Here is a 15840-nt window from a genome sequence, read left to right as displayed (position 1 = left end):
CCGAGCGAAGCGAGGTCGAGCCGGGTGAGGGGTGTAGACGGCGCATGCTGGAAGCTCACCCCTCACCCGCCTCGCGATCTAAAGATCGCTCGGCACCCTCTCCCGCAAGGGGAGAGGGGAAGAAAGAGCGCCGTTCAGCCGAAATCCGTATCAGCCGCCCGTTGACGGCGGCTCGCCGGCGGCGGCGGCGAAGCCGGCGCGGGTGCGCGCCTGCACCACCAGCAGCGCCAGCGCGCACGACACCAGCCGGCTCGGCATGGTGTCGCCGCTGCCTCCCGGCACGATCGGCACGCGGGCGCCCATCAGGATGCCGGCGGCCTGCGCGTCGGCCAGATGGCGCAGCTCCATCGCCAGCATGTCGCCGGCCTCCAGATTGGGCACCACCAGGATGTCGGCATTGCCCGCCACCGGCGAGGTGAGGCCCTTGGCGCGCGCCGCCGCCTCGTTGACCGCGGTCTCGAACGACAGCGGCCCGTCGAGCTGGCCGCCGGTGATCTGGCCGCGATCGGCCATCTTGCACAGTTGCGCGGCGTCCAGCGTCGAGGGCACGCGCGGCGTGACCACCACCCCCGCCGACAGCAGCGCCACGCGCGGACAGGCGATGCCGATGGCCAGCGCGAGATCGATGGCGTTCTGCACGATGTCGCGCTTGACGGTGAGCGTGGGCGCCACGTGCACGCCGGTGTCGGTGATCAGCAGCGGCCGCGGATAGGTCGGCACGTCCATCACCATGATTTGGCTGAGGGCGCCGCGCCCGGCGCATGCGGCGGCGGCGGCGGCCACCAGCTCGTCCTCCGCCACCGAGCCGTTGACGATCGCCTCGACCTTGCCGGTGCGGGCCAGCGCAAACGCCGTGTCGATCGCCGCCTGCTCGTCGTCGGCCTGCACGAGGTCGAAGGAGGCGATGTCGAGGCCGGCATCGGCGGCGACCCGGCGGATCACGGCGGCGCGGCCGACCAGGACCGGCTGGAGCAGGCCGGCTTCGGCCGCCTGCAACGCCAGTTCGAGCGCATCGGCATCGACCGGATTGACGATCGCGGCACGCACCGGCGCGGGGTCGGCGGCGAGATCGAGCAGGCGCTGCAGGCGCGGGCGCCGGTGCTCCAGCCGCACCGTCGGCAGCTCGGCCGGCGGCCGCTTCACCTTCACGGTCGGCGCGACCACTTCCGCCGTGCCGCTGATCACCGTCTCGCCGCTCTCATTGACCGCCGAGCAGTCCAGCCCGATGCGCTTCTTCTCCGGATCCTTGCGGGTCACCACGACCTTGACGGTCAGCCGGTCGCCGATCTTGACCGGGCGGCTGAACGACAGCGTCTGGCTGCGATAGATGGTGCCGGGGCCGGGAAGCTGGGTGCCGAGCACCGTGGAGATGAGCGCCGCACCCCACATGCCGTGGCCGATCAGATCGCCGAACACCGTGTGCTTGGCGTATTCGAGATCGAGATGCGCCGGGTTCACGTCGCCCGACAGCACGGCGAACATCTCGATGTCGCGCAGTGTCAGCCGGCGGACGAGCTGCGCGGAATCGCCGATCGCGATCTCGTCATAGGTCTTGTTCTCGATAAACGGCATCCGGCCTTTCCTGGCGTCGAAGATTCTGGCGTCGGTGACTCTGGCGTCGGTGACTCCGGCGACGCGCGCCCCTCGACCGGAGCTTTGCCGCGTCCGCGCGACACGACCATGAAATGGAGCATCGGCAAAGCCGCCCACCCCGCCTAGCCGCACACGCACAGGATGCGTTTTTCCCGCACGGTCGATCCTGTCGCGGCCGCACCGGCAATACTGGCCCAACCGCCCTGCCGGTATAGCGCGGATCGAGCGTCCACAGGCGGCAAACGAGCAGCCGGCGGGCTACCGGGAGTCGCCGCCGGTCAGGGGCATGCGCGACGAAGGTTTCAGACGCAACAGGCTTGACCTTGCGGGGCGTCCTGGTGGTAAAGTTCCTGATGGGACGATACGCGGGCTTTCCAGACAGCGGCGCGCCAGACGCCGGCGGAGAGCATAGGCAGGACATGAGCGACTTCATTGTCGAGACCGATGGCCTCACCAAGGTTTTCAAGGGCTTCACCGCGGTCGACTCGGTGTCGCTGCGCATCCGGCGCGGATCCGTCCACGCCTTGATCGGCCCCAACGGCGCCGGCAAGACCACCTGCTTCAACCTGCTGACCAAGTTCCTGGAGCCGTCGCGCGGCGCGATCTTCTACAACGGCCGCGACATCACCCGCACCCGGCCCGCCGACGTCGCCCGGCTGGGTATGGTGAGGAGCTTCCAGATCTCCGCCACCTTCGGCCACATGACGGCGCTGGAGAATGTGCGGGTGGCGCTGCAGCGGCCGCTCGGCACCTCGTTCCAGTTCTGGCGGTCGGACGCCTCGCTCAGCCGGCTCGACGGCCGGGCGATGGATCTGCTCGACGATGTCGGCCTCGCCGAATTCGCCGACGTGCCGGCGGCCGACCTGTCCTATGGCCGCAAGCGCGCGCTGGAGATCGCCACCACGCTGGCGCTCGACCCCGAGATGCTGCTGCTCGACGAGCCGACCTCCGGCATGGGCCACGAGGATGTCGGGCGCATCGCCGACCTGATCCAGCGCGTCGCCCGCCAGGGCGGCAAGAACCGCACCGTGCTGATGGTCGAGCACAATCTGTCGGTGGTGGCCGGGCTGTCCGATACCATCACCGTGCTGGCGCGCGGCCAGGTGCTGGCCGAAGGCCCCTATTCGGAGGTCTCCAAGAACCCCGAAGTGGTGGAAGCCTATATGGGGACCGGCCATGCCTGAGGCGGGCGCGATGGACGCGAACACCCCCGCGGCCGGCGCGGCCGGATCCGCGGCGGCAGCGCCGGCGGCGGCGCACCGCATCCTGCTCGAAGTGTCGGACCTCCACGCCTATTACGGCGAGTCCCACGTGCTGCACGGCATGACCTTCACCGTGCCGGAGGGCGAGGTGGTGACGCTGCTCGGCCGCAACGGCGCCGGCAAGACCACCACCATGCGCGCCATCATGGGCATGCTGAAGAGCCGCAAGGGCTCGATCCGCTTCGACGGGGTCGAGACCGTGGACCTGCCCTCCAACAAGGTGGCGCGGCTCGGCATCGCGCTGTGCCCGGAGGAGCGCGGCATCTTCGCCGGCCTGAACGTGCAGGAGAACCTGCTGCTGCCGCCGGTGGTCAAGCCGGGCGGCCTGTCGGATGCCGAGGTCTACGAGCTGTTTCCGCGCCTCCTGGAGCGCCGCTACAGCCAGGGCACCAAGCTCTCCGGCGGTGAGCAGCAGATGCTGGCGATCGCCCGCATCCTGCGCACCGGCGCCAAGCTTCTGCTGCTCGACGAGCCGACTGAAGGGCTGGCGCCGGTGATCGTGCAGCAGATCGGCGAGCTGGTGCGCACGCTCAAGCACAAGGGCTTCACCATCGTGCTGGTGGAGCAGAACTTCCACTTCGCCGCCACCGTCGCCGACCGCCACTACGTCGTCGAGCACGGCCGGGTGATCGACATGTTCCGCAACGACGACATCGAGGCCAACCGCGACAAGCTCGCATCCTATCTCGGCGTATGACGCGCGCCGCAGCAGACGTTCAACAACAACCACCGGGAGGAGACCACATGCGCATACGCACGATCCTGTTGGCGGCCGCGGCAACGCTCGCGACCACGGCGGCCAACGCGCAGAATTCCAACGGCGTCGTCAAGATCGGCGTGCTCAACGACCAGTCCGCCCTCTATGCCGACATGTCAGGCCAGGGCTCGGTGTGGGCGGCGAGGAAGGCGGTCGAGGATTTCGGCGCGGCGGCCAAGGGCATGAAGGTCGAGATCGTGTTCGCCGACCACCAGAACAAGGCCGACATCGGCTCCAACATCGCCCGGCAATGGTACGACCAGGACGGCGTCGACATGATCGTCGACGTGCCGAACTCGTCGGTGGCGCTGTCGGTCAACCAGATCACCCGCGAAAAGAACAAGGTGTTCCTCAATTCGGGCGCGGCGAGCTCGGACCTCACCGGCAAGGCGTGCTCGCCCAACACCGTGCACTGGACCTACGACACCTGGGCGCTGGCCAACGGCACCGGCAAGGCGGTGGTGAAGACCGGCGGCGACTCGTGGTTCTTCATCACCGCCGACTACGCCTTCGGCCACGCGCTGGAGCGCGACACCGAGGCCGTGGTGCTGGCCAATGGCGGCAAGGTGCTGGGCAAGGTGCGCCACCCGCTCTCGACCCAGGACTTCTCCTCCTTCCTGCTGCAGGCGCAAGGCTCCGGCGCCAAGATCATCGGCCTCGCCAATGCCGGCGGCGACACCATCAACTCGGTCAAGCAGGCGGCCGAGTTCGGCATCACCCAGGCCGGGCAGAACCTCGCGGCGCTCCTGGTGTTCCTCACCGACGTCCACTCGCTCGGGCTGAAGACGGCGCAGGGCCTCGTCTTCACCTCGGCGTGGTACTGGGATCTCGACGACGACGACCGCGCCTTCGCCAAGGCGTTCGCTGCCGACAACAAGGGCATGCACCCGACCATGGTGCAGGCCGGCGTCTATTCGGCGGTGATGCACTATCTCAAGGCGGTCGAGGCGCTGGGCAGCGACGCGGACGGCGCCGCGGTGGTGGCCAAGATGAAGGAGATGCCCTCCGACGACAAGCTGTTCGGCAAGGGTTCGGTCCGCGCCGACGGCCGCAAGATCCACGACCTCTATCTGTTCGAGGTCAAGAAGCCGTCCGAGTCGAAGGCGCCGTGGGACTATTACAAGCTGCGCGCCACCATCCCGGCGGCGGAAGCCTTCCGGCCGCTGGACCAGGGCGGCTGCCCGCTGGTCAAGCGGAGCTGACGCACGATCGCCGCCGCGCCTTCCCTCTCCCGCCCGGGCCGCGCTTGCGCGCGCCCGGGCGCAGGCTCTTGTGGGAGAGGGTGGCGAGGATGAGCGAAGCGAAAGCCGAGCCGGGTGAGGGGTATTTTCGAGCCGCTCGACGTCACCCCTCACCCGCCTCGCGATCTTGAGGATCGCTCGGCACCCTCTCCCGCAAGAGCCTGCGCCCGGGCGCGCGCAAGCGCGGCCCGGGCGGGAGAGGGAAAGAGAGCGAAGCGCCCAGCCGCGATTATTTCGCGACCATCGACCGAAGACCGTTTGAGGAGCCGCCCACATGTTCGAGCTGATCGGCGTGCCGCCGGCGGTGCTGTTCGGCCAGCTCCTGCTGGGCCTGATCAATGGCGCGTTCTACGCGATCCTGTCGCTCGGGCTCGCGGTGATCTTCGGCCTGCTCAACGTCATCAATTTCGCGCACGGCGCCCAATACATGATGGGGGCGTTCGCGGCGTGGATGCTGCTCACCTTCGCCGGCATCCCCTATTGGGCGGCGCTGGTGGTGGCGCCGGTGCTGGTCGGCGCCACCGGCATCGTCGTCGAGCGGCTGCTGCTGTCGCGCATCTACCATCTCGACCACCTCTACGGCCTGCTGCTCACCTTCGGGCTGGCGCTGATCCTGGAGGGGGTGTTCCGCAGCCAGTTCGGCTCGGGCGGCCAGCCCTACCCCAACCCGCTGCCGGGCGGCCAGAACCTCGGCTTCATGTTCCTGCCCAACTACCGCGCCTGGGTGGTGGTGCTGTCGCTCGCGGTGTGCCTCGCCACCTGGTTCATGATCGAGCGCACCAAGCTCGGCTCGTATCTGCGCGCCGCCACCGAGCGGCCGGATCTGGTGCAGGCGTTCGGCGTCAACGTGCCGCGCATGATCACCCTGACCTACGGCTTCGGCGTCGGGCTCGCCGCCCTTGCCGGCGTGCTGGCGGCGCCGATCTATCAGGTGAGCCCGCTGATGGGCTCGAACCTGATCATCGTGGTGTTCGCGGTGGTGGTGATCGGCGGCATGGGCTCGATCCTGGGCTCGATCGTCACCGGCTTCGGGCTCGGCCTGATCGAGGGACTGACCAAGGTGTTCTACCCCGAGGCCTCCAACACCGTGGTGTTCGTGATCATGGCGATCGTGCTGCTGATCAAGCCGGCCGGCCTGTTCGGGACGGCGAAATAATAATCAACAAGCGGGCGCGGGTTTTCGAGGATGGAGACGATGCTGGTGAGGGCCGAGGAGACGACCGGGACGCCGGCCGGTGCGCCGGCCGCGGCCCGGCGGCCGGGCGGCGGCGCCACCTTCCTGTGGCTGTTCGCGGCGATGGTGGCGGCCGGCATGGTCGCGCCGTTCTTCGCCTATCCCGTGTTCCTGATGAAGGTGCTGTGCTTTGCGCTGTTCGCCTGCGCCTTCAACCTGCTCATCGGCTATGTCGGCCTGCTGTCGTTCGGCCACGCGATGTTCTTCGGCGGCGCCGCCTATGTGTGCGGCTACGGCATCAAGACGCTGGGGCTGACGCCCGAGCTCGGCATTCTCGCCGGCATGGCGTTCGCAGCCGTGCTCGGCAGTGCGGTGGGCTGGCTCGCCATCCGCCGCCAGGGCATCTATTTCGCCATGGTCACGCTGGCCTTGGCGCAGATGTTCTTTTTCTTCTGCCTGCAGACGCGGTTCACCGGCGGCGAGGACGGCATCCAGGCCATCCCGCGCAGGCCGCTGTTCGGCCTCATCCCCACCACCGACGACCGCGTGCTCTATTTCATCGTGCTGGCACTGTTCCTCGCCGCCTTCCTGCTCATCTACCGCATCGTGCATTCGCCGTTCGGGCAGGTGCTGAAGGCGATCCGCGAGAACGAGCCGCGCGCCATCTCGCTCGGCTACCGCGTCGAGCGCTACAAGCTCGTCGCCTTCGTGCTGTCGGCGACGCTGGCCGGCATGGCCGGGGCGATGAAGACGGTGGTGTTCCAGCTCGCCTCGCTGTCCGACGTCGCCTGGCAGATGTCCGGCGAGGTGGTGCTGATGACGCTGGTCGGCGGCATGGGCACGGTGTTCGGCCCGGTGGTCGGCGCCGGCATCATCGTGGCGATGCAGAACTATCTCTCCGGTATCGGCGAGTGGGTGCTGGTCACCCAGGGCGTGGTGTTCGTGGCCGCCGTGCTGCTGTTCCGCCGCGGCGTGGTCGGCGAGATCGCCGCGCTGGTGACGCGGGCGCGGGCGCGCGGCGAAAGCTGACAAGGCTTCGGGTGAGCGGCTTGGCTCCATTCGTCCCTCTCCCACCCGGGCCGCGCTTGCGTGCGCCCGGATGGGAGAGGGACGAAAAGGCCGGCTTCGCTATCCCATGCGGCGGCGCAGCAGGCGCGGCAGCGCGGCGAGGTTGCCCGCCGCCAGCGTCTCGATCGCCTCGCGGCGGCGCAGTTGCGCAGCATCGAGCAGCATCTGGCCGGCCCAGCGATAGACGTTGCGGGTGCGCACCAGCGCCCGCATCTGGCGCATGCGCGCCTCCTGCTCGGCCACCGGCATGGTCAGCGCCCGGTTCATCGCGTCAGCCATGTCGTAGGCATAATAGGGGTTGACGATCAGCCCCTCGACCAGCTCGCGCGAGGCACCGGCGAAGGTGGAGAGCACCAGCACGCCGCGCTCGTCGTCGCGCGCGGCGACGAACTCCTTGGCCACCAGATTCATGCCGTCGTGCAGGCTGGAGACCACGCAGAAATCCGCCGCCCGGAACAGCTCGAACACCTCGGCCGGATCGTGATGGCGGATCGACAGCACGATCGGCCGCCAGTCGGGCGTGCCGTGGCGGGCGTTGATCTCGTCGGCCAGCGCCACCGCCTCGTCCTGCAAGGCGCGGTAGGAGGCGATCTTGCTGCGGGTGGGCGCCGCCGCCTGGATGAAGGTGAAGCGGCCCAGCCATTCCGGATGGTTCTGCAGCAGCGCATCGACCGCGTGCATCCGGTCGACGATGCCCTTGGTGTAGTCGAAGCGCTCGATGCCGACGCCGATCCGTACACCCTCGCCGAGGCCGAAGCGGCTGCGCACCGCCGCGCCGCACGCCGGCACCGGCTTCTGGCCGGCCAGCGCCGAGGGCGGCCATTCGATCGAGATCGGATAGGGGCGCACCAGCGTCTCGTGGCCACCCAGCGTCGCCGAACGGCGCTCGCGGTCGATGCGGCTCTCGACGAAGCGGTCGACCGTCTCGAAGAAGTTGTTGCAGTGGAAGTCGGTGTGGAAGCCGAGGATCGACGAGCCGAGCAGGCCGTCGATGATCTCCTCCTTCCACGGGCAGATGCCGAAGGTCTCGGCGTTCGGCCAGGGAATGTGCCAGAAGGTGACGATGGTCGCCTTGGGCAGGCGCTTGCGCACCATGCGCGGCAGCAGCGCGAAGTGATAGTCCTGTACCAGCACGATGGGATCGCGCGTCTTCGCCTCGCGCACCACGGCGTCGGCGAACATCTCGTTGACCTCGCGATAGTAGCGCCAGTCGCTCTCGCGGAAGGCCGGCCGCACGAAGGCGATATGGCACAGCGGCCACATGCCCTCGTTGGAGAAGCCGTAATAGTAGCCGTCCTGCTGCTCCTCGGTGAGCCAGATCCGCCGCAGCGCATAGCTCGGCGCGTCGGGCGGCACGGCGATGCGGTCGGCGGCGTCCACCGTATCGCGGTCGGCGCTGCCGCTGCCGTGGGCGATCCAGGTGCCGCCGCAGGCGCGGATCACCGGCTCGATCGCCGACACGAGGCCGCTCGCCGGGATCTGGACGTTGATGCCGCCACCCTCGATGTGGTTGTGGATGTAGGGCTCGCGATTGGACACCACCAGCACCTCGGCGCCGGGCAACTCGGCGCCGAGCGCCCGCTGCAGCGTCTCCGGCGTCCAGTCGATGTGGACGCCGTCGATGGTGCGGCGCACGAGATCGTACTGGTCGAGCGCCTCGCGCAGCTCCGCCGGCAGGGCTGCCTCCGTATGGGGCGCGTCGACGCGGCCGGCCCGCAGGTCCTCCAGCGTGGTGCGCAACGCCGTGCGCCAGTTGCGCACCAGCACCAGCATTGCCACCGCGACCGCGCCGCTGACCAGAAGCGCCGCCACCACGGTTGCAACCAGAATGTAGACGCGCGCCTTGTCGGAGCGTGCCTTGGCATAGGTCAAATCGTGAACGATGACGACATGGCCCAGCACGCCATCCGCGAGCGGAAACGCCGAGACCAGGAGATCCTGGCTGTCGATGCGGATCGGCATCGTGGTCTCGGCCTTGCCGCGCCGGATCGAGGCGCACAGGAGGCGCGACGGCATGGTCGATGTCGGCGCCCGCATGCGGCCGTCCGGCTCGCAGATACCCACCGCCTGCAGCCGCTCGTCGGTGATCAGGCGCGCAAACAGCGCCTGCAGCTCGGCGGCGGCCTCGGGCGAGGGATCGCGCGCCAGCTCCTCGATCTGGCCCTTGGCCGACAGCAGCACGATGCGGGCCCGCAACTGAACGTCGCCGCGGCTCCAGGTCTCCACCGCGACACCAACCAGCGACGAAACCGTGAGAAGCACGCCGGCCCCGGCGATGGCGCCGAGGGCGATGAACACCGCCGGCCGCGGCACCCGCGCGAGCACCTGATCGCGGACGAACGCCAGCCCACGCCATAGAGATGTCACTGCCAATTGAGCACTGCTTTTCGCGGCATTCCATCCGTTGTTCGAGAGTGTCATCGACCGGTCCCCCTGGCTCTGCTCCAGCCCCGGAGCGTTTTCGGATCAGGCACGGCGTAGGTCTTCTGCCCTCGACACGGGAGGGCGCTGACGTCGCGGCCGGCCTCGCGAGAACCGACTGTCGATCGAGCCCCGGTTTCATGGAGCAATGTCGCCTTCCCCCCGATCACCTTCCCTGGTCACGTTTGGTCGTCTTATGTCGGGATTGTGGCAGAACGCCGGGCCACTTCAGCCCAAGGCGGATCCACCCGACCCGAAACCCCGGGCACGAAGCGTCGCCAGCAGCGCGGCGGTGCGCGGGGCGCCCACCCCCGGCAGGGCATGGCCGACCTCCGGCGGATGGCCGGCCAGCTCGGCGGCGAGCAGCGCCAGCGACGGCGGATCATCAACGTCGTACCAGCCCGGCAGTTCGACCAGCTCGAGCTCCGCCGCCCGTGCCCGCGTTCGCGTCAGTGCCGCCACCTGATTCGTGCTCCACGGCATGTCGGCAAACAGCGCCGGGTGCGGCCGGTCGAGCGCCAGCACGCCGTAGCCGCCGTCGCGCACCGGGGCCATGGCGATCCGGCCGGGAATATCGAGAGCGCGCACCGCCTCGGCCAGGATGGCGTCGGGCAGGGTCGGCGCATCGGTACCGAGCAGCACCACGCCGCGGTGGCCGCGGGCGCATAGCGCCGCCACCACGCCGGCCATGCGGGCGCCGAGATCGCCCTCCCCCTGCGCGATCAGCGGCAGCGGCAGCGGCAGGCACGCGGCCATCTCGACCGCCTCCCCGGCCGGCGCATGGGCGACATGCGCCACCGCGCCGAGGCGGCGGGCAAGATCCGCCACCCGCCCGGCGACATCGGCCAGGAACGCCGCCGCGAGTGCTGCCGCCTCGACCGGCGCCAGCGGCGGGCAGAGCCGGGTCTTCACCCGCCCCGGCACCGGCACCTTGGCCATGATGGCGATGGCGACCGGGCCCGAGGCCTCCACGTCAGCCCCGCGCCGGGTCGGCGGCGGCCTGCTTGAGGTCGAAGGACGGATCGGCGATCTCGGCGGCGCTGAGGCGCGTGCCGGCGGTGACCAGCCGGCGGCCGATCATGTGGTCGGCCGGCTTGTTGAGGGTGTCGACGGCGATCACCCGGCCGCCCCGGAGCAGGAACACCGAGAAGGCGAGGCTGTCGGGATCGCCGCGCACCACCGCCTCCTCGACGTCGAAGGCGAGACCCGTGGTCTGCAGCTTCATGTCGAACTGGTCGCTCCAGAACCACGGCACCGCGTCATAGGGCTTGGGCTTGCCGAGGATGGTGGCCGCCACCGCCTTGCCCTGGTCGATGGCGTTCTGCACCGATTCGACCAGCACCGGCTTCGGCGCGAAGCGGGTGGGGAAGCGCGCCACGTCGCCGATGGCGAACACGCCGGGCGCGGAGGTGCGCAGAAGCTCGTCGACGACGATGCCGTTGTCGGTGGCGATGCCCGCCGCCTGGGCGATGCCGGCCGCCGGCACCACGCCGATGCCCACCACCACCAGATCTGCCGGCAACTTGGTACCGTCCGACAGCACGACGGCCGAGACCGCCCCCTCGCCCTCGATGCGGCTGACCCCGGCGCCGGTCTTGATCTCGACGCCCTTCTCGCCGTGCCGGCGCACGATGGCCGAGGCCATCGCCGGCGCGGTGGAGCGCGCCAGCACCCGCGGCAGCGCCTCGACCACCACCGCCTTACTGCCGAGCTTGGTGGCGGAGGCCGCCACCTCCAGCCCGATGAAGCCGCCGCCGATCACCACCACCTGGCGCGGCCGGGCCAGCGCCTCCTTGAGCTTGAGCGCATCGTCGAGCCCGCGCAGGTAGAGCACGCCCTCCAGCTCGGCGCCCGGCACCGGCAGCTTGCGCACATCGGCGCCGGTGGCAACGATCAGGTGGTCGTAGGCGATCGTGTCGGCGCCGGCGGTGACCGTCCTGGCGCCGGGGTCGATGGCCTCGACCCGGCGGCCGGTGACGAGGTCGAGCCGGTTGTCGGCGAAGAAGGCAGGCGCGCGCAGCGGCACGGTGTCGACGCCGGCCTCGCCCGACAGCACCGCCTTCGACAGCGGCGGCCGCTGATAGGGCGCGTACGGCTCGGCGCCGATGATGCGGATGGCCTCGCCATAGCCGCCCTGGCGCAGGCTGGTGGCGAGCTGCAACCCCGCCTGCCCGCCGCCGACGATGACCACTCCCGCGCCCATGGCTCGACTCCCCTTACCGGTCTTTTGACCCCGGACGATTAGCGCGCCAGGGCGCGGGGGGGAAGCGGCAGGCGCGCGCGGCCTGCCGCCGCCACCGGTCATATCGCCTGCTGCGCCCTGCCCCCTGCTCCGACCTTGCATCGGCGTGCCATCGGGTGCAGTTGGACGTTTCCCCTCTCCAGCACCCTTGACCGATGCCCACGCCCGCGACCCCCTTCGACGATCTTCACCCCGAGACCCGGCTGGTGCATGGCGCCATCCAGCGTTCGCAGTTCGGCGAGACCTCGGAGACGCTGTTCCTGACCCAGGGCTTCGTCTACGACCGCGCCGAGACCGCCGAGGCGCGGTTCAAGAACGAGGATCCGGGCTACCAGTACACCCGCTACGCCAACCCGACCGTGGCGATGTTCGAGGACCGGCTGGCCGAGTTCGAGGGCGCGGAGATGTGCTGCGCCACCGCCACCGGCATGGCCGCGGTGCACGGCGCCATGGTCGGCCTTCTCGCCGCCGGCGACCATGTGGTGGCGCCGCGCCTGATGTTCGGCGCCTGCCGCTGGATCATCGAGGATTTTCTCCCCCGCTTCGGCGTCGCCTCGACCCTGGTCGACGGCACCGACCTCGATGCGTGGCGCGCCGCCATGCGGCCGAACACCAAGGCGTGCTTCCTGGAAAGCCCGGCCAATCCGACGCTCGTGGTGATGGACATCGCCGCCATCGCCGAGATCGCGCACGCCGCCGGGGCGCTCGTCGTGGTCGACAATGTGTTCGCCACGCCGGTCTTCCAGAAGCCGCTCAAGCTCGGCGCCGACGTGGTGGTCTATTCCGCCACCAAGCACATCGACGGCCAGGGCCGCTGCATGGGCGGGGCGATCCTCGGCGGCCGCAAGCTGTTGGAGGAGAAGATCCAGCCCTTCCTGCGCATGAGCGGGCCGACGCTGTCGCCGTTCAATGCCTGGGTGCTGCTGAAGAGCCTGGAGACGCTGGTGCTGCGCGTCGAGCGCCAGACGGCCACCGCCGCCAAGGTCGCCGACGCGCTCGCCGGTTTGCCGGGCGTGACGCGGGTGATGTTCCCCGGCCGCGCCGACCACCCGCAGGCCGCATTGATCGCGCGGCAGATGCTCGGGCCCTCGACCATGGTGGCGTTCGAGGTGAAAGGCGGCAAGGCCGGCGCGTTTTCCTTCCTCAATGCGCTGAAGGTGGTGCGCATCTCAAACAATCTCGGCGATGCCAAGAGCCTGATCACCCACCCGGCCTCCACCACCCATTCGCGCCTCAAGCCGGAGGAGCGCGCGGCGCTCGGCATCACCGACGGCATGCTGCGGCTGTCGGTGGGGCTGGAGCACGCCGACGACCTGATCGCCGATGTGAGCCGGGCGGCCGGGGTGGTGTGAGGTCGTCGTCCCGGACGGCGCGCAGCGCCGAGCCGGGACCGTCATCAGGAAGGGGACTCGTCCGGAGGACGATCCCGGGTCTCGGCTATCGCCTCGTCCGGGATGACAACCGGGATTTCGTCGTCCCGGACGGCGCGAAGCGCCGAGCCGGGACCGTGCGCAGGATGGGGACGCTTCCGGAGGACGATCCCGGGTCTCGGCTATCGCCTCGCCCGGGATGACAAGGTTGCGTCACCGTGTCCGTTTGCCCGCATCGCGCTGGGCGGTGGCCCGCGCCAGCGCCTCGGCGAGCGCGCCGCCGCCGGACGACGTCTCCTGCTGGCGCTGCTCGCGGCGCGGCTGCCTTGGCGCCGACGACGGCCGGCTGCCGGCGGGCGCGCTCGCGGCATCGGGCAGCGGATCATCGAGCCGCATGGTGAGCGCGATGCGCTTGCGCGCCAGATCGCAGGAGAGCACCTTCACCTTCACCACGTCGCCCGGCTTCACGATGGTGGACGGATCCTTCACGAAGGTCTTCGACATCGCCGACACGTGCACCAGCCCGTCCTGGTGCACGCCGATATCGACGAAGGCGCCGAACGCCGCGACATTGGTCACCGTGCCTTCCAGGATCATGCCGGGCTTCAGATCCGACAGCGTCTCGACGCCCTCCTGGAAGGTCGCGGTCTTGAACGACGGGCGCGGATCGCGGCCGGGCTTCTCTAATTCGCGCAGAATGTCCGACACGGTGGGCACGCCGAAGCGGTCGTCGGCGAAGGCGTGCGGCTTCAGCCCGCGCAGCGTGATCTCGTCGCCGATCAGCGCCTTCGCGGTCTTGCCGGTGGCCTTGAGGATCTTGCGCACCACGTCATAGGCTTCCGGATGCACGCCCGAAACATCCAGCGGATCCTCGCCGTCGCGGATGCGCAGGAAGCCGGCGCACTGCTCGAACGCCTTGGGGCCGAGCCGCGGCACGTCGCGCAGCTTGGCGCGCGAGGTGAACGCGCCGTTCGAGTCGCGGTGGACGACGATGTTGCGGGCGAGCGTTTCCGAAAGCCCCGACACGCGCGTGAGCAGCGGCACGGAGGCGGTGTTGAGGTCGACGCCGACGCCGTTGACGCAATCCTCCACCACCGCGTCGAGCGAGCGCGCCAGCTTGTGCTCGTCGACGTCGTGCTGGTACTGGCCGACGCCGATCGACTTGGGATCGATCTTGACCAGCTCGGCCAGCGGATCCTGCAGGCGCCGGGCGATCGACACCGCGCCGCGCAGCGTCACGTCGAGTTCCGGCAATTCCTGCGAGGCGTAGGCCGACGCCGAATAGACCGAGGCGCCGGCCTCCGACACCACCGCCTTGATGAGCTGGAGATCGGGCTTGCCCTTGATCAGATCGGCGGCGAGCTTCTCGGTCTCGCGCGAGGCGGTGCCGTTTCCGATCGCCACCAGCTCGACCTTGTGCTTTTTCACCAGGGCGGCCAGCACCGCCAGGGCCTCGTCCCAGCGGCGCTGCGGCTCGTGGGGATAGATGGTGGCGGTGTCGACCACCTTGCCGGTCCTGTCCACCACCGCCACCTTGACGCCGGTGCGGAAGCCCGGATCGAGCCCCAGCGTCGCGCGCTGTCCGGCCGGCGCGGCGAGCAGCAGCGCGCGCAGGTTTGCGGCGAACACCCGCACGGCTTCCGCTTCCGCCATCTCGCGCAGGCGCATCCTGAGGTCGACGGCCAATTGATGCTGCAGGCGCGTGCGCCAGGCAAAGCGCACGGTGTCGACAAGCCAGCGGTCGCCGGGGCGGCCGCGGTCCGAAATATCGAAGCGCGCGGCGATGCGCCGCTCATACTCGCTCGGCCCCTTGGCGTCGGCCTCGGCCGGCGGCTCCGGCACGATCGAGACGTCGAGGATCTCCTCCTTCTCGCCGCGCAGCATCGCCAGGATGCGGTGCGCCGGCAGCTTGGGCAGCGGGTCGGCGACGTCGAAATAGTCGGAATACTTCACGCCCTCGGCGGCCTTGCCGTCGCGTACCTTCGAGATGAAGCGGCCGCGCCCCCACATCTCCTCGCGCAAGCTGCCGACGAGATCGGCGGTCTCGCTGAAGCGCTCGACCAGGATCGAGCGTGCCCCTTCCAAGGCTGCCGTGGTGTCGGCGACCTTCTTCTCGGCATCGACGAACGCAGCCGCCGCCGTGGCGGGGTCTTTCTCCGGGTGGGCGAGCAGCAGGTCGGCCAGCGGCTCAAGCCCCGCCTCGCGGGCGATCTGCGCCTTGGTGCGGCGCTTGGGCCGGTAGGGCAGATAGAGATCCTCCAGCGCCGCCTTGGTGTCGGCGGCCTCGATCGCCGCCTCCAGCTCCGGCGTCAGCTTGTCCTGCGAGCGGATCTCGGCCAGCACCGCCGCGCGCCGCGCGTCGAGCTCGCGCAAGTACGTCAGCCGCTCCTCCAGCGTGCGCAACTGGGCATCGTCGAGGCCGCCGGTCGCCTCCTTGCGGTAGCGGGCGATGAACGGCACGGTCGAGCCGCCGTCGAGCAGTTCCACCGTCGCCTCGACCTGCTGGACGCGGACGGAAAGTTCGGCGGCGATTCGGGCGGTGATGGTGGCGGGCATTGCGGCTCCGATCCTTCAGCCAAGGGGCGGCTTCACTAGTCGATTCGCGTGCAGGACGAGAGCCGGCCCCGGCCGTCCTCCACAGGTGCGGCCTCCCTCTCGCATGCCGCACGATGACGGTCCATTATGGCGGCTTCGTTGCGGCTGGAGAGTGGT

11 protein-coding genes are annotated in these 15840 nt (G+C 69.7%); 6 read left to right on the top strand and 5 right to left on the bottom strand.

Annotation, left to right across the window (positions count from 1 at the left end; all coding sequences use genetic code 11):
• Positions 1-150: 150 nt before the first annotated feature.
• The gene (locus tag F1193_RS12035) at positions 151-1572 is read right to left on the bottom strand and encodes a bifunctional enoyl-CoA hydratase/phosphate acetyltransferase (RefSeq protein WP_150098060.1); all 1422 of its coding nucleotides are present in this window, start codon (positions 1570-1572) and stop codon (positions 151-153) included.
• 440 nt (positions 1573-2012) lie between these two features.
• On the opposite strand from F1193_RS12035, the gene F1193_RS12030 reads away from it, so the two are divergent.
• The 5 genes from F1193_RS12030 to F1193_RS12010 all read left to right on the top strand — a co-directional run bounded on the left by F1193_RS12030 (position 2013) and on the right by F1193_RS12010 (position 7056).
• Positions 2013-2777, top strand: coding sequence for an ABC transporter ATP-binding protein (locus F1193_RS12030; protein ID WP_150098059.1), 765 nt, complete (start codon positions 2013-2015; stop codon positions 2775-2777).
• Entirely contained in the window at positions 2770-3552 is a 783-nt protein-coding gene (locus F1193_RS12025) for an ABC transporter ATP-binding protein (protein WP_425457234.1), read from the top strand. Before F1193_RS12030 ends, F1193_RS12025 begins: the two co-directional genes overlap by 8 nt.
• Before the next feature lie 47 nt (positions 3553-3599).
• Positions 3600-4814, top strand: coding sequence for an ABC transporter substrate-binding protein (locus tag F1193_RS12020; RefSeq protein ID WP_150098057.1), 1215 nt, complete (start codon positions 3600-3602; stop codon positions 4812-4814).
• Positions 4815-5127: 313 nt separating this feature from the next.
• On the top strand, positions 5128-6009 hold the full coding sequence (locus F1193_RS12015) for a branched-chain amino acid ABC transporter permease (RefSeq protein ID WP_150098056.1): 882 nt from the start codon (positions 5128-5130) through the stop codon (positions 6007-6009).
• 39 nt (positions 6010-6048) lie between these two features.
• Positions 6049-7056: a branched-chain amino acid ABC transporter permease gene (locus F1193_RS12010; RefSeq protein ID WP_210247364.1), complete on the top strand. Its 1008-nt coding sequence runs from the start codon at positions 6049-6051 to the stop codon at positions 7054-7056.
• 99 nt (positions 7057-7155) lie between these two features.
• On the opposite strand, the gene F1193_RS12005 is transcribed toward F1193_RS12010, so the two are convergent.
• The 3 genes from F1193_RS12005 to F1193_RS11995 all read right to left on the bottom strand — a co-directional run bounded on the left by F1193_RS12005 (position 7156) and on the right by F1193_RS11995 (position 11719).
• Positions 7156-9462 carry an alpha,alpha-trehalose-phosphate synthase (UDP-forming) gene (locus tag F1193_RS12005; RefSeq protein WP_342781819.1) on the bottom strand — a complete coding sequence of 769 codons (2307 nt, stop codon included), beginning with the start codon at positions 9460-9462 and terminating at the stop codon, positions 7156-7158.
• Positions 9463-9744: 282 nt separating this feature from the next.
• Positions 9745-10488, bottom strand: coding sequence for a TIGR04282 family arsenosugar biosynthesis glycosyltransferase (locus tag F1193_RS12000; protein ID WP_150098054.1), 744 nt, complete (start codon positions 10486-10488; stop codon positions 9745-9747).
• 1 nt (position 10489) lies between these two features.
• Positions 10490-11719, bottom strand: a complete 1230-nt coding sequence (locus F1193_RS11995; RefSeq protein ID WP_150098053.1) for an NAD(P)/FAD-dependent oxidoreductase — start codon at positions 11717-11719, stop codon at positions 10490-10492.
• 194 nt (positions 11720-11913) lie between these two features.
• Here F1193_RS11995 and metZ point away from each other — a divergent pair, with 194 nt between their 5' ends.
• Positions 11914-13110: an O-succinylhomoserine sulfhydrylase gene (gene metZ, locus F1193_RS11990; RefSeq protein WP_150098052.1), complete on the top strand. Its 1197-nt coding sequence runs from the start codon at positions 11914-11916 to the stop codon at positions 13108-13110.
• A gap of 231 nt (positions 13111-13341) precedes the next feature.
• Here the strand turns inward: metZ and F1193_RS11985 are convergent, their stop codons facing one another.
• Complete coding sequence (locus tag F1193_RS11985) at positions 13342-15684, bottom strand: Tex family protein (RefSeq protein ID WP_150098050.1); 2343 nt, start codon at positions 15682-15684, stop codon at positions 13342-13344.
• Between the last annotated feature and the right edge of the window lie 156 nt (positions 15685-15840).

The organism is Blastochloris sulfoviridis (assembly GCF_008630065.1).
Classification (GTDB): Bacteria; Pseudomonadota; Alphaproteobacteria; order Rhizobiales; family Xanthobacteraceae; genus Blastochloris; species Blastochloris sulfoviridis.
Note: the sequence above shows the minus strand (reverse complement) of the source record. Positions and strands in the feature narration are given on the sequence as shown.

What these genes read in the sequence shown, in the direction of transcription:
- F1193_RS12035 (WP_150098060.1), bottom strand. Translation starts at nt 1,572, where the DNA reads ATGCCGTTTATCGAGAACAAGACCTATGACGAGATCGCGATCGGCGAT.
- F1193_RS12030 (WP_150098059.1), top strand. Translation starts at nt 2,013, where the DNA reads ATGAGCGACTTCATTGTCGAGACCGATGGCCTCACCAAGGTTTTCAAG.
- F1193_RS12025 (WP_425457234.1), top strand. Translation starts at nt 2,770, where the DNA reads ATGCCTGAGGCGGGCGCGATGGACGCGAACACCCCCGCGGCCGGCGCG.
- F1193_RS12020 (WP_150098057.1), top strand. Translation starts at nt 3,600, where the DNA reads ATGCGCATACGCACGATCCTGTTGGCGGCCGCGGCAACGCTCGCGACC.
- F1193_RS12015 (WP_150098056.1), top strand. Translation starts at nt 5,128, where the DNA reads ATGTTCGAGCTGATCGGCGTGCCGCCGGCGGTGCTGTTCGGCCAGCTC.
- F1193_RS12010 (WP_210247364.1), top strand. Translation starts at nt 6,049, where the DNA reads ATGCTGGTGAGGGCCGAGGAGACGACCGGGACGCCGGCCGGTGCGCCG.
- F1193_RS11995 (WP_150098053.1), bottom strand. Translation starts at nt 11,719, where the DNA reads ATGGGCGCGGGAGTGGTCATCGTCGGCGGCGGGCAGGCGGGGTTGCAG.
- metZ (WP_150098052.1), top strand. Translation starts at nt 11,914, where the DNA reads ATGCCCACGCCCGCGACCCCCTTCGACGATCTTCACCCCGAGACCCGG.
- F1193_RS11985 (WP_150098050.1), bottom strand. Translation starts at nt 15,684, where the DNA reads ATGCCCGCCACCATCACCGCCCGAATCGCCGCCGAACTTTCCGTCCGC.